This window comes from Solirubrobacter soli DSM 22325, from assembly GCF_000423665.1.
In the GTDB taxonomy this organism is placed as follows: Bacteria; Actinomycetota; Thermoleophilia; order Solirubrobacterales; family Solirubrobacteraceae; genus Solirubrobacter; species Solirubrobacter soli.
Genome location: NZ_KE384071.1, coordinates 190,765 through 217,305, shown reverse-complemented (window position 1 = coordinate 217,305; position 26,541 = coordinate 190,765). Strand labels below are relative to the sequence as shown.

Annotated in this window: 21 protein-coding genes; 11 read left to right on the top strand and 10 right to left on the bottom strand. The window is 72.2% G+C overall.

Annotated features, from left to right (window positions below; translation table 11 throughout):
• Positions 1-152 precede the first annotated feature (152 nt).
• A complete protein-coding gene (locus tag G569_RS0136845) occupies positions 153-821 on the bottom strand; it encodes a response regulator (RefSeq protein WP_028067119.1) in 669 nt (222 codons plus the stop codon).
• A complete protein-coding gene (locus G569_RS61850; protein WP_169542328.1) occupies positions 818-3,382 on the bottom strand; it encodes a sensor histidine kinase in 2,565 nt (854 codons plus the stop codon). Before G569_RS61850 ends, G569_RS0136845 begins: the two co-directional genes overlap by 4 nt.
• Before the next feature lie 155 nt (positions 3,383-3,537).
• On the opposite strand from G569_RS61850, the gene G569_RS63320 reads away from it, so the two are divergent.
• Genes G569_RS63320 through G569_RS0136820 form a run of 3 tightly spaced genes read left to right on the top strand, consistent with a single transcriptional unit; the run spans position 3,538 to position 6,895 of the window.
• On the top strand, positions 3,538-3,705 hold the full coding sequence (locus G569_RS63320) for a hypothetical protein (RefSeq protein WP_157592562.1): 168 nt from the start codon (positions 3,538-3,540) through the stop codon (positions 3,703-3,705).
• 59 nt (positions 3,706-3,764) lie between these two features.
• Complete coding sequence (locus G569_RS0136825) at positions 3,765-4,517, top strand: ABC transporter ATP-binding protein (RefSeq protein WP_028067118.1); 753 nt, start codon at positions 3,765-3,767, stop codon at positions 4,515-4,517.
• A complete protein-coding gene (locus G569_RS0136820; protein ID WP_028067117.1) occupies positions 4,514-6,895 on the top strand; it encodes an ABC transporter permease in 2,382 nt (793 codons plus the stop codon). The genes G569_RS0136825 and G569_RS0136820 overlap by 4 nt, the downstream gene beginning before the upstream one ends.
• 21 nt (positions 6,896-6,916) lie before the next feature.
• Here the strand turns inward: G569_RS0136820 and G569_RS0136815 are convergent, their stop codons facing one another.
• Together G569_RS0136815 and typA are read right to left on the bottom strand one after the other, a co-directional pair.
• Positions 6,917-8,566, bottom strand: a complete 1,650-nt coding sequence (locus G569_RS0136815; RefSeq protein ID WP_053227551.1) for a hybrid sensor histidine kinase/response regulator — start codon at positions 8,564-8,566, stop codon at positions 6,917-6,919.
• 87 nt (positions 8,567-8,653) lie between these two features.
• A complete protein-coding gene (gene typA, locus G569_RS0136810) occupies positions 8,654-10,477 on the bottom strand; it encodes a translational GTPase TypA (protein ID WP_028067115.1) in 1,824 nt (607 codons plus the stop codon).
• 69 nt (positions 10,478-10,546) lie between these two features.
• Here typA and G569_RS0136805 point away from each other — a divergent pair, with 69 nt between their 5' ends.
• Genes G569_RS0136805 through G569_RS0136790 form a run of 4 tightly spaced genes read left to right on the top strand, consistent with a single transcriptional unit; the run spans position 10,547 to position 15,649 of the window.
• Entirely contained in the window at positions 10,547-11,071 is a 525-nt protein-coding gene (locus G569_RS0136805; RefSeq protein ID WP_028067114.1) for a PadR family transcriptional regulator, read from the top strand.
• Positions 11,014-11,736, top strand: coding sequence for an ABC transporter ATP-binding protein (locus tag G569_RS0136800; protein ID WP_053227656.1), 723 nt, complete (start codon positions 11,014-11,016; stop codon positions 11,734-11,736). Before G569_RS0136805 ends, G569_RS0136800 begins: the two co-directional genes overlap by 58 nt.
• Positions 11,733-14,069 (top strand): FtsX-like permease family protein, encoded by a 2,337-nt coding sequence (locus G569_RS0136795; RefSeq protein WP_064750540.1) that lies wholly within the window; start codon positions 11,733-11,735, stop codon positions 14,067-14,069. Before G569_RS0136800 ends, G569_RS0136795 begins: the two co-directional genes overlap by 4 nt.
• 41 nt (positions 14,070-14,110) lie before the next feature.
• Positions 14,111-15,649, top strand: coding sequence for a M1 family metallopeptidase (locus tag G569_RS0136790; RefSeq protein ID WP_028067111.1), 1,539 nt, complete (start codon positions 14,111-14,113; stop codon positions 15,647-15,649).
• 3 nt (positions 15,650-15,652) lie between these two features.
• On the opposite strand, the gene G569_RS59840 is transcribed toward G569_RS0136790, so the two are convergent.
• The 5 genes from G569_RS59840 to G569_RS0136765 are packed head-to-tail and all read right to left on the bottom strand — an operon-like array spanning position 15,653 to position 23,162.
• On the bottom strand, positions 15,653-17,761 hold the full coding sequence (locus G569_RS59840) for a glycosyl hydrolase family 18 protein (protein WP_028067110.1): 2,109 nt from the start codon (positions 17,759-17,761) through the stop codon (positions 15,653-15,655).
• Positions 17,761-19,545: a glutamine--fructose-6-phosphate transaminase (isomerizing) gene (gene glmS / locus G569_RS0136780; protein ID WP_028067109.1), complete on the bottom strand. Its 1,785-nt coding sequence runs from the start codon at positions 19,543-19,545 to the stop codon at positions 17,761-17,763. Before glmS ends, G569_RS59840 begins: the two co-directional genes overlap by 1 nt.
• Positions 19,546-19,548: 3 nt before the next feature.
• Positions 19,549-20,532, bottom strand: a complete 984-nt coding sequence (locus G569_RS59835; RefSeq protein ID WP_157592560.1) for a polysaccharide deacetylase family protein — start codon at positions 20,530-20,532, stop codon at positions 19,549-19,551.
• On the bottom strand, positions 20,529-21,860 hold the full coding sequence (locus tag G569_RS0136770; protein ID WP_053227550.1) for a glycosyltransferase family 2 protein: 1,332 nt from the start codon (positions 21,858-21,860) through the stop codon (positions 20,529-20,531). Before G569_RS0136770 ends, G569_RS59835 begins: the two co-directional genes overlap by 4 nt.
• Positions 21,861-23,162 carry a nucleotide sugar dehydrogenase gene (locus G569_RS0136765; RefSeq protein WP_084286140.1) on the bottom strand — a complete coding sequence of 434 codons (1,302 nt, stop codon included), beginning with the start codon at positions 23,160-23,162 and terminating at the stop codon, positions 21,861-21,863.
• Positions 23,163-23,438: 276 nt separating this feature from the next.
• Here G569_RS0136765 and G569_RS0136760 point away from each other — a divergent pair, with 276 nt between their 5' ends.
• Genes G569_RS0136760 through sufU form a run of 4 tightly spaced genes read left to right on the top strand, consistent with a single transcriptional unit; the run spans position 23,439 to position 26,309 of the window.
• Positions 23,439-23,918 (top strand): RrF2 family transcriptional regulator, encoded by a 480-nt coding sequence (locus G569_RS0136760; protein WP_028067105.1) that lies wholly within the window; start codon positions 23,439-23,441, stop codon positions 23,916-23,918.
• 21 nt (positions 23,919-23,939) lie between these two features.
• Positions 23,940-24,707 carry a Fe-S cluster assembly ATPase SufC gene (gene sufC, locus G569_RS0136755; protein WP_028067104.1) on the top strand — a complete coding sequence of 256 codons (768 nt, stop codon included), beginning with the start codon at positions 23,940-23,942 and terminating at the stop codon, positions 24,705-24,707.
• 2 nt (positions 24,708-24,709) lie between these two features.
• Complete coding sequence (locus G569_RS0136750) at positions 24,710-25,906, top strand: SufS family cysteine desulfurase (RefSeq protein ID WP_028067103.1); 1,197 nt, start codon at positions 24,710-24,712, stop codon at positions 25,904-25,906.
• Between the two features lies 1 nt (position 25,907).
• Entirely contained in the window at positions 25,908-26,309 is a 402-nt protein-coding gene (gene sufU / locus G569_RS0136745) for a Fe-S cluster assembly sulfur transfer protein SufU (RefSeq protein WP_028067102.1), read from the top strand.
• A gap of 8 nt (positions 26,310-26,317) precedes the next feature.
• Here the strand turns inward: sufU and G569_RS66190 are convergent, their stop codons facing one another.
• Complete coding sequence (locus G569_RS66190; RefSeq protein WP_306765371.1) at positions 26,318-26,440, bottom strand: hypothetical protein; 123 nt, start codon at positions 26,438-26,440, stop codon at positions 26,318-26,320.
• Between the last annotated feature and the right edge of the window lie 101 nt (positions 26,441-26,541).

Below are 26,541 nucleotides of genomic sequence, written 5' to 3'. Positions count from 1 at the left end.
GTCCACCACTCGAAGACGTACCGGGAGACGTCGCACTGCTACGCGTGTGACGGGTCGGGGCGGGTCAGGTTGATGGCGAATGGAAAGCCCGAGCCGTCGTTCGGCTGGGGCGGCGCGGGGACCTCGGTCGGGCCCCCGGCGCCAGGCGGGAGTCAGCTCTTGCCCGGCACCGCGATGCCCGACTCGTAGGCCAGCACGACGGCCTGGACGCGATCGCGCAGGCCGAGCTTCATCAGCAGCCGGGCGACGTGGGTCTTGACGGTGGTCTCGGAGACCACGAGCTCGGCCGCGATCTCGGCGTTGGAGAGCCCGCGCGCGACGCAGCGGAAGACCTCGAGCTCGCGCGCGGTCAGCTCGCTCAGGCCGGGCGGGGGCGCGGGCGGCGTGGGCGTGGCCGCGGCGAACTCCTGGATCAGCCGGCGGGTGATCGACGGCGCCAGCAGCGCCTCGCCCTGGGCGACGATCCGGATGCCCGCCGCGAGCTGCTCGGGCGGGACGTCCTTGAGCAGGAAGCCGCTCGCGCCCGCGCGCAGCGCCTCGTAGACGTACTCGTTGAGGTCGAACGTGGTGAGCATCAGCACGCGCACGGGGTGCTCGCCGGCCTGGGCGAGCACGCGGCGCGTGGCCTCGATCCCGTCGAGCTCCGGCATGCGGATGTCCATCAGCACGACGTCGGGCCTGAGCCTGCGGACCTGCTCGACCGCGTCGAGGCCATCGGTCGCCTCGCCCACGACCTCGAGGTCGTCCTCGGCGTCGAGGATCATCCGGAAGCCGGCGCGGACGAGCGCCTGGTCGTCTGCGATCAGGAGTCGGACGCTCATGCCACCGTCAATTCTTCTCGGATTGCCATGGGAAGGGTTGCGCGCACGCGCCAGCCGCCGCCGTCGGCGGGACCCGTGTCCAGCTCGCCACCGTAGAGGCGCACCCGCTCGCGCATGCCGACGAGGCCGTGTCCGGATGCGCCGTTGCGGGGCGTGGCGTGGCCGTGATCGCGGATCTCGAGCGTGAGGGCGTGCTCGGACGACCAGTCGACGATCACCGTCGTGGGCGCGCGGCCGGCGTGCTTGAGGGCGTTGGTCAGGCCCTCCTGCACGATGCGGTACGCGGCGAGGTCGAGGCCGGCGGGCAGGTCGCGACGGTCGCCGCGGAACTCGAGCACGGTCGGCAGCCCGGCGGCGCGGGCGCGGGCGACGAGCTCGCCGATCTCGGCCAGCGTCGGCTGCGGCGCGAGCGCCGGCGGCTGGTCGGAGCCGTTGAGCACGCCGAGCAGATGGCGCATCTCGCCGAGCGCCTCGCGCCCGGTGCGTTCGATGCGGGTCGCGGCTTCCAGCGCGCGGGCCGGGTCCTTGGCGAGGATCCGCCGCGCGCCGCCCGCCTGGACGACCATCACGCTCATCGAGTGCGCGACGAGATCGTGCATCTCGCGGGCGATCCGCCGCCGCTCGTCGGTCGCGGCCTGGCGTTGCGCGTCCTCGTTGGCCTCCGCGAGCCGCGCCGCGGTCTCGTGCAGCTCGGCGCTGAGGCGGGTGCGCGCGCGGACGATCCGCCCCGCGAGCCAGGCCAGCACCGCGGCCAGCGGCGGGAAGAAGTAATCGCCCGGCTCGTGGTGGTCGAATGTCGCGACGATGATCGGCATCGCGACCAGCACCATCCCCAGCGCGCTGTACGCCTGGACGCCGTCGCGATAGGCGGCCGCGGTGTAGACGACCGCGAGCACGACCACGAACGGCACGAACAGGTCCTTGATCGGCGTCAGGAAGAACGCCATCGTCAGCGTCGCCACGACCACGGTGAGGGCCGCCGGGATCGGCGCCCTCCGCCGCCACGCGAACGGCAGCGTGTAGCCGAGCGCCACGACGAGGTTCGCGACCAGCGGCCCGCTCAGGGTGGGGAGGAACGCGACCTCGACCATCCCGGCGACGGCGAGCACCGCGGCGCCCGCGAGGTCGAACCGATCGGCGCGGCTGAGCCGCCGGAAGAGCCGCGACGCGGCGCCACGCGGGGCGGGCGCGGCGAGCGACACGGGCGCGGCGCCGAGCGGCCGTGCGCCGGCTGGCGCGCCCACGGCGGCGGACGCGGGCGGGAGGCCGCGGCGCTCGGTCGCGTCGCCGCGTCGCGCCGTCACACCGCGCGTGCGCAGCGCCGCCACGCGGCCCAGCGTCGCCGCGCGGAGGCTCCGCAGGGCGCGGTCGCGGCGCTGGGAGAGCTCGCACGGCGGCTCCGCCGGCTCGTCGGTCTGGGCGATCGGAGCGCCGTCGAGGGGGAGGGTCGCGCGGACGATGTGGCCGCCGGCGCCGCGGCGGGGGGAGGCGACGAAGCGGCCGCCGTGCAGGACGACGCGCTCGCGGATGCCCATCAGCGGGCGGGCGGCGGCGGCGCCCGGGCCGTCATCGCGGACGACGACCTCGAGCGCGGCGGCGCTGTAGCGCAGGCGCACCTCGGCGCGGCCGGCGCCGCCCACGTCGAGCGCGGCCGCCAACGCGTCCTGGACCACGCGGTAGGCGGTGACGTCCAGGCCGGCGGCGAGCTCGCGCTCGTCGCCCTCGACCTTGATCGTCACGGGGAGACCCGCGGCCGCGGTGCGGCGCAGGAGCGATCCGACGTGGCGCAGCGACGGCTGCGGGTTCAACGTGATCTCGGCGTCCTCGCGGCGCAGGACACCGAGCAGGCGGCGGAGCTCGTCGAGCGCCTCGCGGCCCGCCGTCTCGATCGCGCCGAAGGCCGCCAAGGCGAGCTCCGGTCGCGTCAGCGCGAGCCGCCGCGCGCCGGTGGCCTGCACGGTCATCGCGCTCAGCGCGTGGGCGACGACGTCGTGCAACTCGCCCGCGATCCGCGTGCGCTCGTCGACGACCGCGCGGCCCGCGGCCTCCTCGCGGCGGCGCTCGAGCAGCGCCGCCTTCTCGCGCAGCGCGCGGTTCAGCGCCGCGCGGCTGCGCAGCAGGCGCCCGACGACGATCGGCGCCACCAGCGAGATCATCACCGTGAACAGCGCGCCGGTGAAGCGCTCGTTGTCGTACGGCTCGGTCGCGATCGCGGACAACACCGTGCACGGGACGATCGCGATCGCCAGCGTCCGTCGCGAGCCGTGCGCACCGAGCCAGTAGGCGGTGACGAACGGCGCGGCGAACGCCAGGAACAGCTGGTCGTAGTAGACGTGCGACAACGCGGGGAGCAGCGCGACGACGCCGTAGCCCGTCACCGCGCCCGCCAGCGGGTACTTGCGGCCTTCGACGACCGCGACGGCGAGCACGCCGAGGAGCACGAAGACGAGCCCGCGGTACGGCGTGTCCGCGGGGACGGTGAAGAACAGTTCGGCCCAGAACTCCAGCGCGAGCGCCACTCCCACCAGGAGCGGGAGGCGCGAACGGACACTGGCGGGCATCCGGACAAGTCTGACGCCCGCGTCACCCGCTGTCCTCGTCAGCGCGAAGGATCTGCGGGTCATCCCTGAGGATGACCCCGTGTCCTCCTGAGGCAGATCGACAATCGTCATCCGGGCCGACGACGTGCGACGTCCGGACTGCGACGGTTCCTCCCATGAAGACCCGGACCGCCACCACGCCCCCCGCGGCCGTGCTCGCCGTCCTGACGGACCCGGAGGCCTGCTCGCGCTGGGCCCCGGTCCCGTTCGACGCCGAGAGCGGGCGCCCGCTGCTGGCCGGGAGCAGTGCACGGGTCTCCGGGCGCCGCCCGCCCGCTCGCTGACACGACCGACGCGCTCCCCTCCCCGCACTGACTGCTTGACCTTCTCCCCAAGGATGGAAATGACCGCTCTCGCGCAGCTCCCCGAACTCGAGTACGCCGCCGTCTCCGCGACCGCCCTGACCCGCACCTATGGCGAGGGCGGGAGCGCGGTGCACGCGCTCCGCGGCGTGTCGATCGAGGTGCCGCAGGGCCAGTTCACCGCGGTCATGGGACCGTCGGGCTCGGGCAAGTCGACGCTGATGCACCTGCTCGCCGGCCTCGACACGCCCGACGCGGGCGCGGTGCACATCGCGGGCGTCGACATCACCCGCATGTCCGACCGCGAGCTGACCCGCCTGCGCCGCAAGCACATCGGCTTCGTCTTTCAGTCCTTCAACCTGCTGCCGACGCTGTCGGCCGAGGAGAACGTGCTGCTGCCGCTGGCGATCGCCGGCCGCAAGCCCGAGCGCGACGTCGTCGACGAGCTGATGGAGAAGATGGGCCTCGCCGAGCGCCGCGACCACAAGCCCGCCCAGCTCTCCGGCGGCCAGCAGCAGCGCGTCGCGGTCGCCCGCGCCCTGATCTGCCGGCCGACCGTGCTCTTCGCCGACGAGCCGACGGGCAACCTCGACTCCGCGGCCGGTGCCGGCGTGCTCGATCTGCTGCGCACCGCGGTCGACGAGGACGGCCAGACGACCGTCATGGTCACGCACGACGCCCGCGCCGCCGCGACCGCCGACCGCGTGCTCTTCCTCGCGGACGGTCGCGTCGTCGCGGACCTCCAGGACCCGACCGAGGACGCGATCCTCGACGCGCTCAAGGCCGCGTCGTGATCAAAGTCGTGTGGAAGGGCCTGGCCGCTCGCCCGGTGCGAACGGCCCTGACCACGCTTGCCATCGTGGTCGGTGTCGCGTTCGTCTGCGCGGCCTACACGCTCACGGACACGATGTCCGGCGCGGCGAAGACGCTCACGCACGCCGCGTACGACGGCACGGATGCCGTCGTGGTCACGAAGACCGCGTTCCGCGGCTCGCAGACCTCCGACGTGCGCGCGCAGGCGCCGACGATCTCGGCCGACGCGCTCGAGAAGGTGCGCGAGGCGGACGGCGTCGCGGTCGCGGTCGGCGACATCACCGACACCGCGCAGGTGATCGGCACGGACGGCAAGCCGGTCGGGACCGGGCCGTACTTCGGCATCGGATTCGACTCGGAGGTCCCCGGCGCGCAGCGGCTGACGCCGTTCCGGCTGCATCTGGGGACGTGGGCGAGCGGGCCCGGCCAGGTCGTGATCGACCGCGCCACGGCCGAGTCCCAGCACCACCGGATCGGCGACACGATCCGCGTCTCCGCCCGCGGCGAGGCCGTCAAGGCCAAGATCACGGGCATCGCCACGTTCGCCGACGTCAAGTCGCTCGGCAAGGCGAGCGCGGCGATCTTCGACCTCGAGACGGCGCGCGGCCTGTTCGCCAAGGACGGCTACGACCGGATCCTCGTCCGCGCGCACAAGCGCAGCGACATCAGGCACTCGATCGCCGCCGCCGTCCCGAACGCGGAGGTCCGCAGCGCCGCCGACGACGACCGCTTCACGTTCGACTCGCTCGAGCTGTTCGTGAGCATCATCCGTACGGTCCTGCTCGCGTTTGCCGGCGTCGCGGTGCTGGTCGGCGCGTTCACGATCTTCAACTCGCTCTCGATCACGGTCGCGCAGCGCACGAAGGAGTTCGGCCTGCTGCGGATGGTCGGCGCCACCCGCCGCCAGGTGCGCATCAGCGTCCTGCTGGAAGCGCTGCTGGTCGGGCTGCTGGCGTCCGCGGCCGGCATCGGCGTGGGCGTCGGGCTCGCCGCGGGGCTGAACGAGATCTTCACCGCCCTCGGCATGGACCTGCCGGCCGAGGGCCTCGAGCTCGCGACCCGCACGATCGTCGTGTCGCTGCTCGTCGGCACGCTCGCGACGGTCCTCGCCGCCGCGATCCCCGCCCGCCGCGCCACCCGGATCGCCCCGGTCGCGGCGCTGCGCGAGAACGCCAACCCCATCAAGGTCCGGCTCTTCGCCCGCGCGGTGCGCGGCGTCGCGAGCGTCGTGGGCCGGCCCGCCGCATGGCTCGGCGGCGCGGCCGGCCGGCTCGCCCGCGACAACGCGATGCGCAACCCGGGCCGCACCGCGGCCACCGCGTCGGCGCTGATGATCGGCGTCGCGCTCGTGACCGCGGTCACCATCGTCGCCCAGGGTCTGGAGGACCAGGGCCGGGGACAACTCGCCCGCCAGGTGCAGGCGCAGACGATCGTCACGGCGGCCGACGGATGGTCGCCGATCGACCCCAAGATCGAGCAGGCCGTGTCACGGATCGGCACCGTCAGCTCGCTGCGCCAGGACGGCGCGCTCGTGTTCGGAAAGCAGGAAGGCATCAACGCCGTCGATCCGGCATCGATCGCACGGCTCTTCCACTACGACTACAAGGAGGGCGACCAGGAGGCACTCGCAACGCTCGGCTCGGACGGAGCGATCGTCAACGACGGCTACGCGAAGAAGCATGGGCTTCGCGTGGGGTCGACGTTCTCCGTCACCTCGATGAAGGGCGAGCAGCTGAAGCTGGTCGTGCGCGGGATCGAAGACTCACCCGCGTTCGACGTGCTCAGCCTCGGCCCGATCACGATCTCGCACGCCGCGTACGACTCGGCGTTCGACCAACAGCGCAACCGCCTGACGTTCGTGGACGGGCCGCGTGACGCGGTGGCTCGCGCGCTCGCGGCGTACCCGAACGCGCAGGTCCAGGACAAGGACGCGTTCATCGACTCGCAGACGAGCTGGATCGGGCAGATCCTGGCCGTCCTGTGGGTGCTGCTCGCGCTGGCCGTGATCGTCTCCCTCTTCGGGATCGTCAACACCCTCGTGCTCTCGACCTTCGAGCGCACGCGGGAGCTCGGCACGCTCCGCGCGCTGGGCATGCATCGCCGTCAGGTCCGCCGGATGGTCCGCCATGAGAGCGTGATCACCGCGCTGATCGGCGCAGTGCTCGGGATCGGCGCGGGCCTCGCGCTCGCCGCCGGCGTCGTGGCTTGGTTGGGGAAGTACGGGCTGAGCTACGCGGTCCCCGCCCCGAGCCTGGCGGCCGTGGCGATCATCGCCGCCCTCGCGGGGGTGATCGCCGCCGCGCTGCCCGCACGCCGGGCATCGCGGATCGACGTTCTCAGGGCGCTGGCCTACGAGTGAACCTAAAGGGGCCTGGCCCCTTTAGGTTCGGGGCGACTTCGCGCCGTCGAGCGTCGAGCGCACCGCACGTAGGAGGTCATCGCCGTCGAACGGCTTCGCCAGGAAGGCGGTCGCCGGGTCATCGGACCCGGCGATCGTCGTGTCTCCGGTGTAGCCGCTGACGAAGACGACCGGGAGGCCGGGGCGGCGCTCGCGGGCGGTCACGGCGAGCTCGACGCCGCTCATGCCGGGCATGACGACGTCGGTCACGAGGACGTCGGCGGCGTCCAGCCGTTCCAGCGCGACCGCGCCGGACTCGACGCTCACCACCTGATAGCCCGCCGCGTAGAGCAGGCGGCCGGTGAGCACCCGCACCGCGTCCGCGTCCTCGACGACCAGGACCGTCTCGCCGCGTCCGCGCGGGGCGCTCGGCGACGGCGCGTCATCGCCCGCTCGCCGCACCGCGGGCAGCATCACGGTCACGGTCGTGCCGACGCCGGGCTCTGACTCGAGGTCGATCCGCCCGCGGGCGTTGGTCACGATCCCGTAGACCGTCGCCAGCCCGAGGCCGACGCCGTGGCCGGAGACGGCCTTGGTGGTGAAGAAGGGCTCGAAGGCGTGGGCGGTGACCTCGCGCGCCATCCCGCGACCGGTGTCGGCGACCGTGAGCCGCACGGCGCGCGAGCTCGGGCTCGCCTGGTCGCGCATGACCGCGTTCTCGGCCCTGATCAGCAGCTCGCCGCCCTCGGGCATCGCCTCGCGCGAGTTCAGCGCCAGGCTCATCAGGACCTGCTCGAGTTGGCTGCGGTCGGCCTCGACGTCCCAGAGGCGGTCGTCGCACTCGACCTTGAGGTGGATGCCATCTCCGAGCGTGCGCTGCAGCAGCAGCTCGACGCCCTCGATCACGCGGCGCAGGGAGAGCACCTCCGGCGTCCCCGATTGGCGCCTGCTGAACAACAACAGCCGGCGGGTCAGCTCGCTCGCGCGGCGCGACGCCGTGATGATCTGGTCCATGTCGCCCGCGGGGCGCGAGCCGTCGTCGAGCTCCTTGCGCACGAACTGGGCGTAATTGGCGATCACCGCCAGCAGGTTGTTGAAGTCGTGGGCGACGCCGCCCGCGAGCTGGCCGACCGCCTCGAGCCGCTGCGCCTCGCGCAGGCGGGCCTCGAGCCGCGAGTGATGCGTGATGTCGGTGGCGACGCCACCGACGCCGTAGAGCTCGCCGGTCTCGTCGTCGATCAGCGGGAACTTGACCGAGAGGAACGTCCGTGTCGTCTCACCGTGGCGGACCTCCTCCTGCAGCTCGATCGGCTTGCGGTCGGACATCACCCGCAGGTCGTCGACCCGCATGCGCTCGGAGATGTCCGGCGGCAGGACGTCCCGGTCCAGCCGGCCCACGAGCTCGCTCGCCGGCCGCCCGTGGAGGTTCTCGAAGGCCCGGTTGACCAGCAGGTAGCGCCCGTCGGGGTCCTTGAGGAAGATCGCGGCGGGCGTGTTGTCGAGCACGGCGCGCAGCGCGCGCGGGTCGGCGTCGCGCAGCACGACCAGCTGGTAGGAGCCCATCGGATGCGTCGTCACGTCGAGGCCGGCGGGGAGCTCGCCGAGCGGCTCGCCCACCGGATCGCGTCCCAGGATGGCCTTCGCCCGCTCGTTCGCGAACACGGCGACGCCGGAGGCATCCGTCCCCACCATGGCGTCGGGAGCAGCCTCGAGTAAGTCCTCGAACTTCGGGGGGCCGATGGGCATCTGTGCCGTTGCGGCCCTAGTGTAGGCGGGGAATCACGCCCTGAGACGGCGGGCCTCGCGCACGCGGTCCACGCCGGCGAGCACCACCTTGCGCATCCGGACCGAATGCGGCGTGACCTCGACGCACTCGTCCTCGCGGACGAACTCCAGCGCCTGGTCGAGCGAGAGCTTGCGGGCGGGCACGAGCCGGACCAGCACGTCGGACGTGGAGGAGCGCACGTTCGTGAGCTGCTTCTCCTTGACCGCGTTGACGTCGAGGTCCTCCTGGCGGGCGTTCTCGCCCACGATCATGCCCTCGTAGACCTCCTCGCCGGGCTCGACGAACATCGTCCCGCGCTCCTGCAGATTGAAGAGGGCGAAGCTCGCCGTCTTCCCCCGCCGGTCGGCGACGAGGCTGCCGGTCGGGCGCAGGCGCATGTCGCCCGCCCACGGCTCCCAGCGCTCGAAGACGTGGTGCAGGAGCCCGGTGCCGCGCGTGTCGGTGAGGAACTCGGTGCGGAAGCCGATCAGCCCGCGGGCCGGGACGAGGTAGTCCATCCGGACCCAGCCCGTGCCGTGGTTGATCATCTGCTCCATCCGCCCCTTGCGCAGCGCGAGCATCTGCGTGATCACGCCGACGTATTCCTCGGGGATGTCGATCGTCATGCGCTCGACCGGCTCGTGGCGCTTGCCGTCGATCTCGCGGATGACCACCTGCGGCTTGCCGACGGTGAGCTCGTAGCCCTCGCGGCGCATGATCTCGACCAGGATCGCCAGCTGGAGCTCGCCGCGGCCCTGGACCTCCCAGGTGTCGGGGCGCTCGGTGGGCAGCACGCGGATCGACACGTTGCCGATCAGCTCCTGGTTGAGCCGGTCCTGGATCTGGCGCGCGGTGAGCTTGTCGCCGTCCTGGCCGGCGAGCGGCGAGTGATTGATGCCGATCGTGACCGAGATCGACGGCTCGTCGACGGTGATGACCGGCAGCGGGCGCGGGTCGTCCTTCTCGGCCAGGGTCTCGCCGATCGTGACCTCCGGGATGCCGGCGACGGCGATGATCTCGCCCGGGCCGGCCTCCGCCGCGTCGACGCGATCGAGCGCCTCGGTGATGTAGAGCTCGGCCACGCGGACGCTGGAGACCTCCCCGTCCGCACGGCACCAGGCGATCTGCTGACCCTTCTTGATGGTGCCGTTGTGCACGCGGCAGATCGCCAGGCGGCCGACGTAGGGCGACGCGTCGAGGTTGGTGACGTGCGCCTGCAACGGCGCGTCCTCGTCATACGCCGGCGCCGGGATCGTCTCCAGCAGCGTGTCCATCAACGGCTGCAGCGTCTCGCCCTGGTCGGTCGTGGTCAGGCTCGCCTTGCCCGCCCTGGCGTTCGTGTAGACGATCGGGAACTCGATCTGGCTCTCGGACGCGCCGAGGTCGATGAACAACTCGTAGACCTCGTCGACGACCTCCGCGATCCGGGCGTCCGGGCGGTCGACCTTGTTGACCACGAGGATCACCGGCAGCTTGTCCTCGAGCGCCTTGCGCAGGACGAACCGCGTCTGCGGCAGCGGCCCCTCGGACGAGTCGACCAGCAGCAGCACGCCGTCGACCATCTTCAGCCCGCGCTCGACCTCGCCGCCGAAGTCGGCGTGCCCGGGCGTGTCGATGATGTTCAGCTTGACGCCGTTGTAACGGACCGCCGTGTTCTTCGCGAGGATCGTGATGCCCTTCTCGCGCTCGAGGTCCATCGAGTCCATCACACGGTCGTTGACGTCCTGGTTGTCGCGGAACGCGCCGGACTGCCAGAGCATGGCGTCCACCAGCGTGGTCTTGCCGTGATCGACGTGGGCGATGATGGCGACGTTTCTGAGGTCTTCGCGGAGAGCCATGAGCGGCCTGCACAGTAGAAGGCCGCTCTGTATACGCTGTGCGTATACGCGGTGTGTATAGTTTGTCGCATGGCGATCGGAACCACCTTCTTGGGGCTGCTCGAAGGCGGCCCGCGGCACGGCTACGACCTCAAGCGGGCCTACGACGAGCGCTTCGGGGCGGACCGGCCGCTGTCGTACGGGCAGGTGTACGCGACGCTCGCGCGGCTGCTCAAGAACGGCCTCGTGGAGGTCGACGGGGTCGAGCCGGGGGCGGGGCCTGAGCGCAAGCGCTACGCGATCACCTCGGCCGGCGTGACCGACATCGAGCGGTGGTTGAGCCAGCCCGAGAAGCCCGAGCCCTACCTGCAGAGCGTCCTGTACTCGAAGGTGGTGCTGGCCCTGCTGACGGGGCGCAGCGCGAACGAGCTGCTCGACGCGCAGCGCGGCGAGCACCTGCGGCTGATGCGGGAGCTGACCAGGCGCAAGCAGGGCGGCGACATCGCCGACCAGCTGATCTGCGACCACGCGCTGTTCCATCTCGAAGCGGACCTGCGCTGGCTGGAGCTGACCGCGGCGCGGCTGGACGCGCTGGGCGCGGAGATGACGGCGTGATTCTCTCGGGGACGGGCCTGCGGAAGGCGTACGGCGCGACGGACGCGCTGCTGGACGCCGACTTCGCCATCGACGCCGGTGAGATCGTGGCCGTGATGGGCCCGAGCGGGTCGGGTAAGTCGACGCTGCTCCACGTGATCGCGGGGATCGTGCCGCCGGATGCCGGAACGGTCGTCTACGACGGCCGCGAGCTGTCGGCGATGAACGACGTGCAGCGGTCCGCGCTGCGGCGCTCCGAGTTCGGGTTCGTGTTCCAGTTCGGGCAGCTCGTGCCGGAGCTGTCCTGCCGCGAGAACGTCGCGCTGCCGCTGCGGCTCGACGGCGTGTCGCGGCGGGTGGCGGAGGCGCGGGCCGACGAGTTGCTCGAGGTGCTCGAGGTGGCGGGCGTCGCGGCCCAGCGTCCGGGCACGGTGTCGGGCGGCGAGGGCCAGCGGGTCGCGGTCGCGCGGGCGCTCGTGACCGACCCGCGGGTGCTCTTCGCCGACGAGCCGACCGGCGCGCTGGACTCGCTCAACGGCGAGCGGGTGATGGAGCTGCTGACCCGCGCGGCCCGCGACCGCGGCACCGCGATCGTGCTCGTCACCCACGAGGCGCGGGTCGCCGCGTACTCGGACCGCGAGGTGATCGTCCGCGACGGCCGCACGCTGAGCCCGGTCTCGTCGTGACCGCCCAGGTCGCCCAAGGCGTCGCGCCGCGAGGGCGCGTGGTGCGCGACCTCGCGCTCGGCGCGCGGCTGACCCTGGCGGGCGGTCGCGCGGGGCTGCTGCGCTCGGCGATCACCGCACTGGGCGTCGCGCTCGGCGTCGCGGTGCTGCTGATCGCCGCGTCGATCCCCGCGATCCACGACGGCCGCCAGGCCCGCGGCCAGGCCCGGAGTGACCTTGGGGAGAGCGGGGCCGCGGGGGCCGGCGGGGCGACGGACGGCGGCGCGGCCGGGGCGAGCGGGGCCGCGGGGGCCGGCGGGGCGACGGACGGCGGCGCCGCCGGGGAGAGCGGTGCCGCGGGGGCGGCCCGCGCGGGTGGCGTGTTGGTCGCCGACGCCGACACGCGGTTCCGCGGGCGGGACATCCGCGGGCGGCTGCTGCAGGGCGACGCGTTCCCGCCCGGCACCACGCGGGTCCCGCGCGCCGGTGAGGTCTTCGTCTCGCCCGCGCTGCGCGACCTGCTCGCCACGCCGGACGGGCGGCGGCTGCTCGCGCCGCGCATCCCCGGCAGGGTGGTCGGCACGATCGCGCCCGCCGGGCTGCTCGGCCCGACCGACCTCGCCTTCTACGCGGGCGCGCGCGACCTGACCGAGGGCGCGGGGGTGCGGCGGATCGAGGACTTCGGCTCCAACGCGGCGCCGACGCCGCTGAATCCGATCCTCGCGTTGCTCATCGTGATCGTGCTCGTCGCGCTGCTGCTGCCGGTCGCCGTCCTCGTCGGCGCGGCGGTGCGCACCGGCGGCGAGGACCGCGACCGGCGGCTCGCCGCGTTGCGGCTGATCGGCGCCGACCAGCGGATGGCGCGCCGGATCGCGGCGGGCGAGGCGCTGATCAGCGCCGGGGCGGGACTCGTCCTCGGCGCGCTCGCGTTCGTCGTGCTGCGCGGCTTCGCCGACCACGTCTCGATCTGGGACGTGAGCGTGTACCCGCGCGACGTCACGCCGAGCCCGCTGCTCGGGGCGGCGGTCGTCGCCGGCGTGCCGGCCGCGGCGGTGCTGGTCTCGCTGCTCGCGCTGCGCCGGGTGGTGGCCGAGCCGCTCGGCGTCGTCCGCCGCGCGGAGGCGGCGCGCCGCCGCCGGCTCTGGTGGCGCCTGCTGCTGCCCGTGGCCGGGCTGCTCGCGCTCGTGCCCGCCGCCGGCGACACCACAGAGAACGTCGGCGAGTTGCAGGTCGCCGTCGGCGTCATCGCGCTGCTGGTCGGGGTCGCCGCGCTGCTCCCGTGGGTCGTCGAGCGGGTGGTCGCCCGGCTGGGCGGCGGCAAGGTGGCGTGGCAGCTCGCCGTGCGCCGCCTGCAGCTCGACCCCGGCGGCCCGGCCCGCGCCGTGAGCGGCATCACGGTCGCCGTCGCGGGCGCGATCGCCCTGCAGATGGTCTTCACCGGCATCCAGGACGACTTCACGAAGAACACGGGCGCGGATCTGAACCGCGCCACCCTGTACGCCCAGTTCGAAGGTCGCGGGGTCGGCGCGGATGCGCTCGGCCGGCGGCTCGGCGCGTTCGCGGCGCTCACGCAGTACACGCCGGAGGAGCCGGACGCGACGCTCACGGTCGCGCCGTGCGCGGCGCTGCGGGAGGTCGCGCGCGTCGGGGACTGCCGCGACGGCGACATCTTCGCCGCGGGCGCGACGCCGCCCGCGCGGCTGACCTTCGGCGCGACCACGTGGCAGGTCCCGGACGGCGTGAAGACGGCCGCGACCCGCGAGGACCCGACCGGGCTCATGCGGACGGGGCTGTTCGCCACGCCTGGCGCGCTCCGCGGCGCTCAGCTCCCGCGGCCGTTCGTGTTCGCGTGGGTCCGCGCCCCGGGCGCCGACGCCCAGGAGCGCGTGCGCAACGCCGCGGCCACGCTCAGCCCGCGGATCGACGTGCAGGAGCTGCGCCGCACCCGCACCGACTCACAGTTCGCGCAGCTGCGGCGGGCGATGCTGATCGGGGCGTCGATCGTGATCGGCCTGATCGGACTCAGCCTGCTGCTGACCGCGCTCGAGCAGCTGCGGGAGCGGCGGCGCCTACTTGCGGTGCTGGTCGCTTTCGGGACGCGCCGCAGCACCCTCAGTTGGTCCGTGCTGTGGCAGGCCGCGGTTCCCGTCGCGCTCGGGATCGGCATCGCGGTCGTCACCGGCGTCGCGCTCGGCGCCGTCCTGCTGCGAATCCTGGACACCACCGTGCGGGTCGCGTGGGGGGACGCCGCGGCCATGGCGCTCGTCGGCGTGCTCGTGGTCCTGCTGGTGACGGCGGCCAGTCTTCCTGTTTTGTGGCGCACTATGCGACCGGAGGGTCTGCGGACGGAGTAGGGTCGGCCGCCAAGCCAGTCGCAACCCGAGGGAGAGGGTCAATGAAGAGGGTCTTCCTGCTCGCAGCCGTCGCTGCGACGTTGTCGTTCGCAGCGTCCGCGCAGGCCGCGCCGTCGCCCGGAGCGCCCGGGCTCGGGGATCGGTTGTTCCCGAACCTCGGCAACGGCGGCTACGACGTCCAGCACTACGACCTGGACCTGCGCTACGCCACCAGCGCGCCGACACAGAGCATTGACGGCACGGTCACGATCCTGGCCAAGGCCACGCAGGACCTGAGCCGCTTCGATCTCGACTTCGCGGGCCAGTCGGTCGGGAGCATCTCCGTGAACGGGCTGCCCGCCAGGTTCACCCGCACGCCCGACGACCTGGTGATCACGCCGAAGCTGCCGCTGCGCAACGGGCTGCCGTTCGTCGTCCAGGTCTCGCACTTCGTCGCCGTGCCGACCGAGGCGAACTCCGACGACTTCTCGACGACCGCGTTCTTCTTCCACCCGCAGGGCTCGGCGACGGCGCCGCAGCCGAACTGGGCGCACCTGTTCCTGCCGTCCAACGACCACCCGCGCGACAAGGCGACGTTCGACATCCGCTTCGACGTTCCCGCCGGCCAGACCGCCGTCTCCAACGGGGTCAAGCTCGCGCAGTGGACCGACCGCGGCCGCAGCCACTTCGTCTACGTGCAGCGCCAGCCGATGGCGACCGAGCTGCTGCAGCTCGCCGTCGGCCAGTACGACGTCACCAACGTCGGCTTCCACTCCGGCGTGTTCCTGCGCGACGTCACGTCCAAGAACATCACCGCGGACATCCAGCCGCTGCTCGGCGTCACGCCGGGGCAGATCGATTACATGCAGAACGCCGTCGGCCGCTACCCGTTCGACCTCTACGGGTCGCTCGTGGTCGAGGCCGACCTCGGGTTCGCGCTGGAGACCCAGACGCTCGAGCTGATGGACACCTCGTGGTTCACCTTCTTCACCCAGGACACGTGGGACCCGACGCTGCTGCACGAGCTCTCGCACATGTGGTTCGGCGACAGCGTGTCCCCGTACTCGTGGAGCGACCTGTGGCTCAACGAGGGGCACGCGAGCTGGTACGAGTTCCTCTACGCCGAGTCCAAGGGCTTCCTCGAGGGCGACACCGAGGGCTACCCGGACGACACGGGCTACGCCGACTTCGACGACCTCATGAAGGCCGTCTACGCCCACGGCGACCAGTGGCGCGCGGACTCCGGCCCGGTCGCGCTGCCGACCTCGGAGGACACGCTGTTCGACCTCCAGCGCTACCACGGCGGCGCGCTCGTGCTCTACGCGCTGCGCCAGAAGATCGGCGCCGCCGCCTTCCAGCGCATCGAGCGCGCCTACGTGGACCGGTTCAAGGACCAGTCCGTGTCCACGGACGACTACATCGCGCTCGCCACGCAGATCAGCGGTGACCGGTCCGTCACCCCGTTCCTGCGCGACTGGCTCTACAGCACCAAGACGCCGAAGATGCCCGGCCATCCCGACTGGACGGTCGATCCGGTCGGGACGGCGAAGGCGCCGACGACGCTGTCCGCGCCCCAGGCGCGCGCGAACAAGCGCAAGTAGCCGCTACTGCAGGAGGGCGGACGACCAGAGTCGTTCGTCCTCCTGGCCCACCCGCCAGAACCCGACGCCGAGGCCGCGCGCGCGGGCGAGCTCCATCCGGTGCTCGACCAGCGCGGCGTCGGAGTAGTAGACGTCGTGCGGGACGCCGCCTGCGTCCGTGTAGGCCAGGTGCATCGAGTCCTGGGCCGCGTCGTAGACCGGCGTGGCGCCGTAGCGCGACGCCAGGTCGGTGAGCTCGCCGAAGTGCCACGCGGAGGCGAGATGCTGCGGCCCGCCGCCCGCCGGCCAGTCCATCGCGTAGAGCATCGTGCCCATCACGAACTTCGACTTCAGCGGCATCGTGGCCACGTAGTCGGCGACCTGCTTGACCCAGCGGATGTCGTCCTGCGCGCCAGGCGTCGAGCTCGCGTACTTGATGCCCCAGGCCATCACGAACACCCAGTCGACCTGCTGGCTGAGAGCCGCATAGTCGAACGCCGTCGAGCGCGGGTGGTTCAGGACGTCCTTGACCTTCGCCGAGACCGCCTGCGAGACCAGCTTGCCCATCGCGTGAAGCCGGGACGAGAGCTCGGTCATGAACGACGTCAGCGCGTTGCGGTCGGCGGCGGCGACGGCCTCGAAGTCGATGTTGATGCCGTCGTAGCCGTTGTCGCGGACGACGCCGACGATCGTGTCCAGCCACTGCGCGCGCAGCGCGGGCTCGGTCAGGATCCGGTGGTTGATCGCGGTGTTCTGGCAGTTCACGCGCGGCAGCACCTTGACCTGCCGCGCCTGCGCCCAGCTCGTCACGAGCGGGTCGTTGCGACCGATCCACGCCGCGTTCGTGATGTCGCAGTCGTAGTACGTCGGATAGACGACGCCGATCTGCGTGTAGTGCTTCTGGAAGGCCGCGAAGGACGCGTCGGTGGAGGCGAGCAGGAACGTCTGCGCGCTGCCGGCGGCGGCGGGCGGGGCGGCCTGCTTGACCGTCACCGGGGCGGAGGCGGGCGAGGTGTACCCGAGGGTGTCCACCGCGGCCACGGTCCACGTGTGCGTGGCGAGCGGGGCGAGGTTGCCCACCCACGCGTCCGGCGACGCGCCCTGGCTGACGACGACGCCGTCGCGCAGCAGCCGGTAGCCGCGCAACGCGGTGCCGGCCGGGACGGACGCCGCTCCCCAGCCGAGGTGCAGGCGCGTGTCGCCGACGCTGTCGGCGGCGGGCGTGCCCGGCACGCCCGGCGGGGTGTGGCCCGTCACGAAGCTGATCTCCTCCGACACCGGCGAGGTCCAGCCGTACGAGTCGACGGCCTGCACCGACAGGGCGACCTTGCGCGCCGAGACGAGGTTCTTGACCGCCGACGAGAGCCCGCGCGCGGTCTGCGCGACCTTGCCGTCGCGCAGCACGCGGTAGGACATGGTCGCGTTGTCGGACGTGGTCGACGCGCCCCACGAGAGCGTCGCGCTCGTGTCGGTGACGTCGGCGATCGCGGGCGCGAGCGGGGCGGTCGGCCCCACGTGCCCGGCGGCGACGGTCACGGTCGTCGAGAGCGGCCCGAGCTTGCCGTCGCGGCCCGCCGCCGCGACCTGGATCGTGTACGAGCGCGCCGGCGCGATCTTGACCATCGTCGACAGCGCGTTCACCTGCCCGACCACGCGGCCGTCGCGCAGCACGCGGTAGCCGGCGATGGGCGATCCGCCCGCCTCCGCCGCGCCCCACGCGATCCGCAGCTGGTCGGCGCCGACCGGCGTGGCCGAGAGCGCGCTGACCGCGCTCGGCAGCCCCGTCCGCGCGGCCTTGGCCGCGGCGACGACGTACGACGCGCGGCACTTGGTCGCCCGCCCACCCACGTAGGCGGTCACGCGCAGCGTGTGCTTGCGGCCCGGCTTGAGCCGCACGCGCATCTTCAGCGTCCGCGTTTGACCGACGGTCTTGCCGTCGCGCACGACCCGCCAGGCGGTGCGCTTGTCGCGCTTGGCCTTCCACGTGAGCGTGACCGAGGTGCCGGCCGCGTCGGCCTTGGCCTTGAGCGACGTCGGCTTCAGGCCCGCGCAGGCCGAGGCGGCCTCGGCCTGCGCGGGGGCGGCGAGGAGGAGCCCGGCGACGGCGAGCCCGACGATTCGACTGCGTCTCATCACTCCACCGTCACGGTCTTGGCGAGGTTGCGCGGCTGGTCGACGTTGAGGCCGCGCGCCGAGGCGACGCGGTACGCCAGCAGCTGGAGGGGGATCACGGCCAGCAGCGGCTGCAGCTCCCACCGCGAGTCCGGGACCTCGACGACGTCGTCGGCGTAGGCCGCGGGGCGCGTGTCGCCCGCCGTCGCCACCGCCAGGACTCGCGCCCCGCGCGTCCGCACCTCGGCCATGTTCGAGAGCAGCTTGTCCAGCACCGGCGAGTAGGTCGCGACGCACACGACCGGGGTCCCCGGCCCGAGCAGCGCGATCGGCCCGTGCTTCATCTCGCCCGCCGCGTACGCGTCGGCCGGGACGTAGGAGACCTCCTTGAGCTTCAGCGCGCCCTCCATCGCCACCGCGGTGCCGGCGCCGCGCCCGAGGAACATCCACAGCGGCGCGTCGTGCAGCTCCTCCGCGGCCCGCTCGGCCCAGTCCTCGGCGCCCGCGATCGTCTGCTCGATCAGGTCGGGGAGACGGGCGAGGTCCTGCACGATCGCGTCCGCCTCCTCCGGCGAGAGGTGGCGGCGGGCGATGCCGAGCCGGACCGCGAACGCGGCCAGCGCGGCGACCTGCGCGGTGAAGGTCTTCGTCGCCGCGACGCCGACCTCGAGGCCCGCGCGGGTGAACAGGGTCACGTCGGCCTCGCGGGTCGCGGCGGTGCCCTCGACGTTGGTCAGCGCGAGCACGAGCGCGCCGCGCTCGCGGGCGGCGCGCATCGCCGCCAGCGTGTCCGCCGTCTCGCCCGACTGGGTGATGCCGAGCACGAGGTCGCCGGCGCCCGGCAGCGGCGTGCGGTAGCGGTACTCGCTCGCGACCTCGACCTCGACCGGCAGCCCGGCCCAGTGCTCGATCAGGTGCTGGGCGACGAGTCCGGCGTTGTAGGACGTTCCGCAGGCGACGATCCGCAGCGACCGCGCGTCGCGGACCCGCTGCGGGTCCAGCCCGGCGGCGCCGGAGTCGAACAGCGTGCGCGCGACCGCGGCCGGCTGGTCGGAGATCTCCTTGCGCATGAACGTGTCGAACGCGCCGCGCGTGGGCGTCTCGTGCTCGAAGCCGACGTCGATCGTCGCGCGGAAGGCGCCGTCGAGCTGCGGCCCGTCGGGGGTGAGCGTGACGATGTCGCCGTCCTCGAGCTCCATCACGCGCCGGGTCTCGCTCAGGAACGCGGCGACCGCGGAGGCGAAGAAGTGGCCGTGCTCGCCGACGCCGACGACCAGCGGGCACTCCCGCCGCGTGCCGACCAGCACGCCGGGAGCGTCGGCCGCCATCACGACGATCGCGAAGTGGCCTTGCAGCTGCGGCAGGACCGCGCGCACGGCGGCGGTCAGGTCGCGGTCGTAGTGGGCGGCGACGAGGTGCGCCACGACCTCCGCGTCGGTCTGCGAGGAGAACGTGACGCCGGAGCCCTGCAGGCGGGCGCGCAGCTCGAGGTGGTTCTCGACGATGCCGTTGAGCACCAGGTGCACGCGGCCCTGCTCGCAGGAGAGCGGGTGCGCGTTCTCCTCGCTGACGCGGCCGTGCGTCGCCCAGCGGGTGTGGCCGATGCCCGTGAACGCGTCCGACTCACCGCGGAGCGACGCGCGCAGCGCGTCGAGGTTGCCGACGGCCCGCGTGGTGACGACCTCGTCGTCTGCGGCGAGCGCGATCCCGGCCGAGTCATACCCGCGGTACTCGAGCCGCGAGAGGCCGTCCAGGAGCAGGGGCCGGCAGGGCCGGCGGCCCGTGTAACCAACGATTCCGCACATGTCTTAGTCCTTGAGGTCGTTCGCCGGCGCGCTGTAGCGCAGCCAGCTGTAAAGGGCGGCGAGCCCGGTGTCGGTGTGCAGCTCGAAGCGCGGCGCGGCGCCGTCGCCGGGGCGCGAGTAGCCGGGCTGGCTCGGCTGCGTGAAGAAGGTCCCGAACTGGCGCTCGAGCAGCTCGCTCAGCAGGCGCGGGATGTCCGGGTCCGAGCGGTACTGGCCGTAGTCGCCATAGGGCAACGCGAACAGGTGGGGCGTGAAGCCCTGCGCGAGCAGGTCCGCCCGCACGGCGAGCACGTCGGTCGTCGTGCGCGCCTCCCAGTCGGCGAGGCTCTCGTAGCCGGTCGAGCGGGTGAAGCGCCGCGCCGCGTAGAAGGGCGCGCGGCCGCCGTGGGCGTCGATCGGGATCAGCGTGTGGCCCAGATCGGCGTGCGGCTCGACGTCCCAGCGGCCGCTGCGGTGCATCTTCTGCAGCTCCGCCCAGCTCAGGACCGCGTCGTCGGCGGTGTCCTTGATGCGGCCGGTGATGACGAACATCGTCGCCCGCATGCCCTCGCGCTCGAGGACCAGGTCGGCGCCGCGGTAGCTGTCCAGGCGGCCGTCGTCGAACGTGAGCAGGATCGGCTTGGCCGGCAGCTCGACCGGCTTGTGCGCGCGCCAGGCGGCGTACTGCTCGCTCGAGATCGACTCGAAGCCGAGGCTGTGCAGCAGCGCGAGCTGCTTCGCGAACGCCTGCTGCGTGACGGTGTAGCCGTCATCGGCCGGGCCGATGCCGTGCCATACGAGCACCGGAATCCCGCCCGTGCCGGTCTCGAACGCGGGCATCGCCTCCCGCTCGCGGGCCACGAGCTTCACCGCGGGGGCGGCGTACGGGTCCGACGCGTGCTCGCGCTTGTAACGGTCATGCGAGCTCGCGATCCCGGGCACGGCGATCACGAACGGGATCAGCGAGAGCGGCACGATGGCGATCGACCGCAGGCGCTTGAACGTCATGGCGTGGTCTCCATGCCGGCGGTCGCCGGGCGCGTGCCCCACGAGGCCGAGCGCGACGTCGCGATCGCGTAATACGTCTGCCAGACCAGGAAGATCAGGTAGAAGAAGCAGAAGACGACGCCGTAGATCCACAGCGAGTCGTAGCGCGGGCGGCGCGCCGAGTAGTACAGGCCGTAGGCGACCGCCATGGCGTAGACGCCGAGCAGGTACAGGAACGGGATCCCCGTGTGGTGCAGCAGCGGCGAGAGCAGCACCGCCTTCACGGCGACGATCGGCGCGATGACCGGCAGCACGATCCCGAGGTAGGTGCTCGCGGAGGCGACCGGATGCTCGCGCCAGATGAAGGTCGAGACGATCAGTGACTCACGCGTCCAGGAACGCTTCCAGCGCAGCTGCTGGCGCATGAAGACCTGGAAGTTGTCCGGCACCAGCGTGTGCGAGATCGCGCGGCTCTCGTAGCGGACCTTCCAGTCGCGCAGCACGCAGTTGGTCAGCGAGCGGTCGTCGCCGAAGGTCGACGGCAGGCCGAGGAAGTGCTGGTCCTCCCACCACTCCAGGTGGGGCATGATCGCCTTGCGGCGGTAGGCCGAGAAGCAGCCCGAGCAGCAGGTGACGGCGTCGAAGACCGACTCGGCGGCCTTGCAGACCTTGAACGCGACGTAGTAGCGGACGGCCTGCATGCGGGTCATCCACGAGTCGTTGAGGTTGAGCACGTCGGCGTGGCCGCAGATCGCGCCCACGGTCTCGTCGGCGAAGCCCTGCACGAGGATGCGCAGCGCGTCGGGCTCGAGCACGGAGTCGGAGTCGACGAAGGCGATGATCTCGGCCTCGGTCGCGCGGATGCCCGCGGCCATCGCCGCGCGCTTGCCCTGGTTGGTGCCGAGGTCGATCACGTGCACGCGGCCGCCGGCCTCCGCCGCGACCTCGTGCATCTGCGCCAGGGTGCTGTCGGTCGAGCCGTCGTTGACGGCCACGATCTCGAGCTTGTCGGCGGGGTAGTCGAGCGCCAGCAGCGACCGCAGCGAGCCGGCGATCGCCGCTTCCTCGTTGAAGCCCGGCATGACGATCGCCACGCGCGGCTCCAGGCCGGCGTCGGGGGCCGGCTTGTAGAGGAGGCTGAGCAAGAAACGCGTGACGATGTACGCGCAGACGACGAGGCCGTAGAGGGTGAACCACGGATCGACGGTGAGCATGCCGACGAAGACCGCCTTGTAGGCGACGATCGCGGCGAGCAGAACCACCAGGTAGAGCACGCTGACGCCGCGCAGGGCGCGGTCCAGCGCCCCGCCGCGGAGCGCGGAGGGAGGAGACGGGATCTTGGGAGACATCTAGAGGGAGTGGCGGGCGCGGCCGCCGGGGGTCTTGTACGTCGCGTCGAGCACGTGCGGGCACGCGTCGAGCCAGGACAGGTCGTGACCGGGGTGCACGACGGCGACGATCACCAGGTGGTGGTCGCCGGGACGCGGGTGGGCGATCGAGCGCAGGCCGTGGCCGGGCACCGCCGGGACGAGCGGGTCGTGGTAGCCGACGCTGACGCCGTAGCGCTCGAGGTGCTCGATGATCTGCAGCGCGGGCGACTCGCGGTAGTCCTCGACGCCCGGCTTGTAGGCGACGCCGCAGACGAGTACGCGCCCGCCCTCGGCATGGACGCCCTGCTCGGCGAGGAGCGTGATCGCGCGCTCGGCGACTTGACCTGGCCGGGCGGCGACGGAGGCCATCGCGCGCTCGATCACCGGCAGCCGCACGCCCGCGGCCTGCAGCGGGGAGAGCAGGTAGTAGGGGTCGACGGGGATGCAGTGGCCGCCGACGCCCGGGCCCGGGTAGTGGGCGAGGTAGCCGTAGGGCTTGGTCGCGGCCGCGTCGACGATCTCGATCGGGTCCAGGCCGTGGTGCGCGGCGACCGCGGCCATCTCGTTCGCGAACGCGAGGTTGAGCGCGCGGAACGTGTTCTCCTGCAGCTTGGTCAGCTCCGCCGCCTCCGGCGAGGAGACGATGTGCAGGCGCTCGGCGGTCGGGCCGAGGACGCGCGCGGCGGCCGCGGCGCACTCGGGGGTGACGCCGCCGACGACGCGCGGGACGCGGGCCTGCTCCCACATCGTGTCGCCCGGGTTGATGCGCTCGGGGGCGAAGACCACGTGGACGTCGCGGCCGGGTTCGAGGCCGCGCTCGATCAGCGGGGCGCAGAGGAGCTCGCGGGTCGTGCCGACGTACGTGGTGGAGGTGAGCACGATCGTCTGGCCCTCGCGGGCGTGGGCGACGACGGTCGCGCAGGCGCCGCGGACGGCGCGCAGGTCGGGGCGCAGGCGCTCGTCGACCGGGGTCGGGACGCAGATGATCACGGCGTCCGCGGCGGCCAGGTCGGCGGCGTCGGTGGTCATCACCATGCGGCCGGAGTCCAGCGCCGCCTCCAGCCGCGGGCGGTCGCGCTCGACGAGGTCGACGGCGCCGGCGTGGATGGCGCGGATGCGCTCCGCTGACGCGTCGAGGCCGATCACCGAGGCGCCTGACTCGTGCAGGGCGAGCGACGTCGGCAGCCCGACGTAGCCGAGCCCGACGACGGCGACGGTGGGCGCCGAGACAGGCGTGCTGACGACCGCGGGCGGACGCAGAACGGATGAAGCAGGGGACATCGAGACCTCAACAAACGGGGCCGACAAGGGGGCACCCGTCCCCGGCAAGGGGGACCGGGGACGGGGAGGTACATGGGTGCCCGGCGAACCAAGCCGGGCGGTGATGGCTGACGCATCGGAGCGGACCCAAAGCCCCGATAAATCGCTCCTCCCCCACCCGGGGAAGGGGTGTTCCCCCCAGGGGTGGACGCCCCATGGGCCCTGCTTTCCGGCACATCTTGGCCCTGTGCGGGCTCGCACGGGCAACTCCGACCTCGTTGGTAGGCTTTAGCGGCGATGATCTTCACCACCAAGGCCGAATACGGCGTGCGGCTGCTCATCCAGCTCGGGCGTCACGGCAACGGGCATCCGGTCTCCCTGAAGGCGATCGCCGAGGCGGAGAACCTCCCGTTGGCCTACTGCGAGCGCATTGCCGCGCTGCTCAAGAAGGCCGGGCTGGTGGCCTCCACGCGCGGGGCGCACGGCGGTTACGTGCTCGCCCGGCCGGCGGAGGAGATCACGATGGACCAGGCGGTGCTCGCGCTCGAGGGCGCGATCGCCCCGATGGACTGCTTCCTCGACGACTCAGACGGTCGCGTGCAGTGCTCGCATCACGGCGAGAACGCCGGCGCGTGCTCGACCAAGCTGTTGTGGACGCGGGTGCAGATGGGCGTGATCCGCTCGCTGCAGCGCACCACCCTCGCGGAGCTCGTCGAGTTCGACCAGCGTCCCGCGGCGGGCCACATCACCGTCACGCAATCCGTACCGGCTTCCTAAGCGACAGAACACCAAGGACACATGGGCGAGCTCCAGATCAAGAACCTCCACGTCAGCGCCGGCGACAAGCAGATCCTCAAGGGGGTCGACCTGCACGTCCGCGCGGGCGAGTTCCACGCGCTGATGGGCCCGAACGGCTCCGGCAAGTCCACGCTGGCCAACGCGATCATGGGTCATCCGAACCTCGAGGTGACCGAGGGCCAGATCATCTTCGACGGCGAGGACATCACCGAGGCCGACCCGGACGAGCGCGCTCGCGCCGGGCTCTTCATGGCCTTCCAGTACCCCGTCGCGATCCCGGGCGTGACCGTCGCCAAGTACCTGCGCATGGTCATCAACGCGCACCGCGAGGGCCGCGGCGAGCAGGCGATCTCGCTCAAGGACTTCCGCAAGACCGTCGAGGCCGCGATGGAGCTGACGAAGGTGCCGAAGGAGTTCTCGTCGCGCTACCTGAATGACGGCTTCTCGGGCGGCGAGAAGAAGCGCATGGAGATCCTCCAGCTCGCGCTGACGAAGCCGAAGCTGGCCGTGCTCGACGAGACCGACTCGGGCCTCGACATCGACGCGCTGAACACGGTCGCCGCGGGCGTGAACACGGTCTCCGAGGGCACCGACATGGGCGTGCTGATCATCACCCACTACCAGCGCATCCTGCACATCATCCAGCCCGAGTTCGTGCACATCATGTTCGAGGGGCGGATCGTCAAGGAGGGCGGGCCGGAGCTCGTCGCCGTGCTCGAGGAGAAGGGCTACGGCTGGATTCGCGACGAGGTTGCGGCGGCGGCCTAGCCATGTCCCTAGCGGTCCCGACCTCCTCTGAGTTCCCCACGCTGGCCCGTGAGGGCCTCGTGTATCTCGACACTGCGGCCACCTCGCAGACCGTCCGCCCGGCGATCGAGGAGATGGACCGCTACTACGAGACCTACCGCGCGTCGATCCACCGCGGGATCTACGAGATCGCCTCCGAGGCCACCGACGCCTACGAGGCGGCGCGCGACACGGTCGCCCGGTTCGTCGGGTCCACGCCCGGCGAGACGATCTTCACCAAGAACGTGACCGAGGCGATCAACCTCGTGTCGTATTCCTGGGGCCGGGCGAACGTGGGTCCCGACGATCTGGTGCTCATCACCCAGATGGAGCACCACTCCAACATCGTCCCCTGGCAACTGCTCGGCTGTCGGCTCGCCTACGTGCCGGTGACCGACGAGGGGCTCCTGGACCTCGACGTGTTGGATTCGCTGCTGGCCCAAGGCCCGAAGCTCGTCGCGGTCGCCCATGTCTCCAACGTCCTCGGCACGATCAACCCGATCGCCGAGATCGTCGAGCGCGCGCACGCCGCGGGCGCGTTGGTGATCGTCGACGGGGCGCAGGCCGTGCCGTCGATGCCGGTGGATGTGTCCGAGCTGGGCGCCGACTTCTACGCCTGGACCGGCCACAAGGCCTACGGGCCGACCGGGATCGGCGTGCTGCACGGACGCCGTTCGCTCCTGGAGGCGATGCCGCCGTTCCTCGGCGGCGGGCACATGATCGCCCGCGTCGGCGACTTCGAGTCGACCTGGGCCGAGCCGCCCGCGCGCTTCGAGGCCGGCACGATGCCGATCGCCGAGTCGATCGGCCTGCGCGCCGCGGTCGACTGGTTGAGCGGGGTCGGCATGGCCGCCGTCCGCGAGCACGGCCGCGACGTCACCGCCTACGCGCTCGAGCGGCTGTCCGAGGTGGAAGGCCTTACCTACCACGGCACGTCCGACGTGGACGCGCGGGGCGCGCTGGTCAGCTTCGAGCTCGAGGGCATCCACCCGCACGACGTCGCCGAGATCCTCGGCCGTGACGGCGTCTGCGTCCGCGCCGGTCACCACTGCGCGCAGCCGCTGATGCGCCGGCTCGGCGCGCCCGCGTCGACGCGGGCGTCGATCGCCGTCCACACCACCCGCGAGGACATCGACGCGCTCGTCGCCGGCCTCGCGAAGGTGCAGGAGGTGTTTGCTTAGCATGGACGACCTGTACCGCGAGAACATCCTCGAGCACTACAAGCGCCCACATCACTGGGGTGAGCTTGCAGAGCCCGATCTCGAGTTCTTCGACACCAACCCGCTGTGTGGGGACGAGCTTCGCGTGCAGATCAAGGTCGACGACGACGGCAAGGTCGCCGATATCGCCTTCTCCGGCCACGGCTGCGCGATCTCACAGGCGTCGGCGTCGATGGCCTCCGACGAGCTGATCGGCATGCCGGTGGAGTCGCTGCTGAAGCTCGAGCGCGACTTCGTGCTCGACCTGCTCGGCATCGAGATCTCGGCGACGCGCCTGAAGTGCGCGATGTTGTCTTTGAAGGTGATCAAGTCGGCCAGCCTCGGCCACGCCGCGTCGTGGGACGCGGCCGAGACAGCCGCCTAGGTCGTTGCCTACCGTCCGCCGCGGTGCTGCTTGTGCAGCACCCGCGGTTGGGGCTTGGGCGTCGGGCGGGCGGCCTTCTTGGGCGGCAGCACGACGCGCTTCTTCGGCGGAAGCTGGGGCTTGCGAGGCATGGGAACGCTCCGTTTCAGACGAGATGAGGCGGCGGAGCGGTCGTGCGCGCTGTCGCGGCAACCTGCGAATGGGCGGCGACGAGCATGAACGATTGCGGACG

Coding starts and splice junctions, on each gene's coding strand:
- typA (WP_028067115.1), bottom strand. CDS start 10,477: ATGGCTCTCCGCGAAGACCTCAGAAACGTCGCCATCATCGCCCACGTC.
- G569_RS59835 (WP_157592560.1), bottom strand. CDS start 20,532: ATGACGTTCAAGCGCCTGCGGTCGATCGCCATCGTGCCGCTCTCGCTG.
- G569_RS0136845 (WP_028067119.1), bottom strand. CDS start 821: ATGAGCGTCCGACTCCTGATCGCAGACGACCAGGCGCTCGTCCGCGCC.
- G569_RS0136770 (WP_053227550.1), bottom strand. CDS start 21,860: ATGTCTCCCAAGATCCCGTCTCCTCCCTCCGCGCTCCGCGGCGGGGCG.
- sufC (WP_028067104.1), top strand. CDS start 23,940: ATGGGCGAGCTCCAGATCAAGAACCTCCACGTCAGCGCCGGCGACAAG.
- G569_RS0136760 (WP_028067105.1), top strand. CDS start 23,439: ATGATCTTCACCACCAAGGCCGAATACGGCGTGCGGCTGCTCATCCAG.
- G569_RS0136815 (WP_053227551.1), bottom strand. CDS start 8,566: ATGGTGGGGACGGATGCCTCCGGCGTCGCCGTGTTCGCGAACGAGCGG.
- G569_RS0136825 (WP_028067118.1), top strand. CDS start 3,765: ATGACCGCTCTCGCGCAGCTCCCCGAACTCGAGTACGCCGCCGTCTCC.
- G569_RS66190 (WP_306765371.1), bottom strand. CDS start 26,440: ATGCCTCGCAAGCCCCAGCTTCCGCCGAAGAAGCGCGTCGTGCTGCCG.
- G569_RS0136750 (WP_028067103.1), top strand. CDS start 24,710: ATGTCCCTAGCGGTCCCGACCTCCTCTGAGTTCCCCACGCTGGCCCGT.
- G569_RS0136790 (WP_028067111.1), top strand. CDS start 14,111: ATGAAGAGGGTCTTCCTGCTCGCAGCCGTCGCTGCGACGTTGTCGTTC.
- G569_RS59840 (WP_028067110.1), bottom strand. CDS start 17,761: ATGAGACGCAGTCGAATCGTCGGGCTCGCCGTCGCCGGGCTCCTCCTC.
- G569_RS0136765 (WP_084286140.1), bottom strand. CDS start 23,162: ATGTCCCCTGCTTCATCCGTTCTGCGTCCGCCCGCGGTCGTCAGCACG.
- glmS (WP_028067109.1), bottom strand. CDS start 19,545: ATGTGCGGAATCGTTGGTTACACGGGCCGCCGGCCCTGCCGGCCCCTG.
- G569_RS0136805 (WP_028067114.1), top strand. CDS start 10,547: ATGGCGATCGGAACCACCTTCTTGGGGCTGCTCGAAGGCGGCCCGCGG.
- G569_RS63320 (WP_157592562.1), top strand. CDS start 3,538: ATGAAGACCCGGACCGCCACCACGCCCCCCGCGGCCGTGCTCGCCGTC.
- sufU (WP_028067102.1), top strand. CDS start 25,908: ATGGACGACCTGTACCGCGAGAACATCCTCGAGCACTACAAGCGCCCA.
- G569_RS61850 (WP_169542328.1), bottom strand. CDS start 3,382: ATGCCCGCCAGTGTCCGTTCGCGCCTCCCGCTCCTGGTGGGAGTGGCG.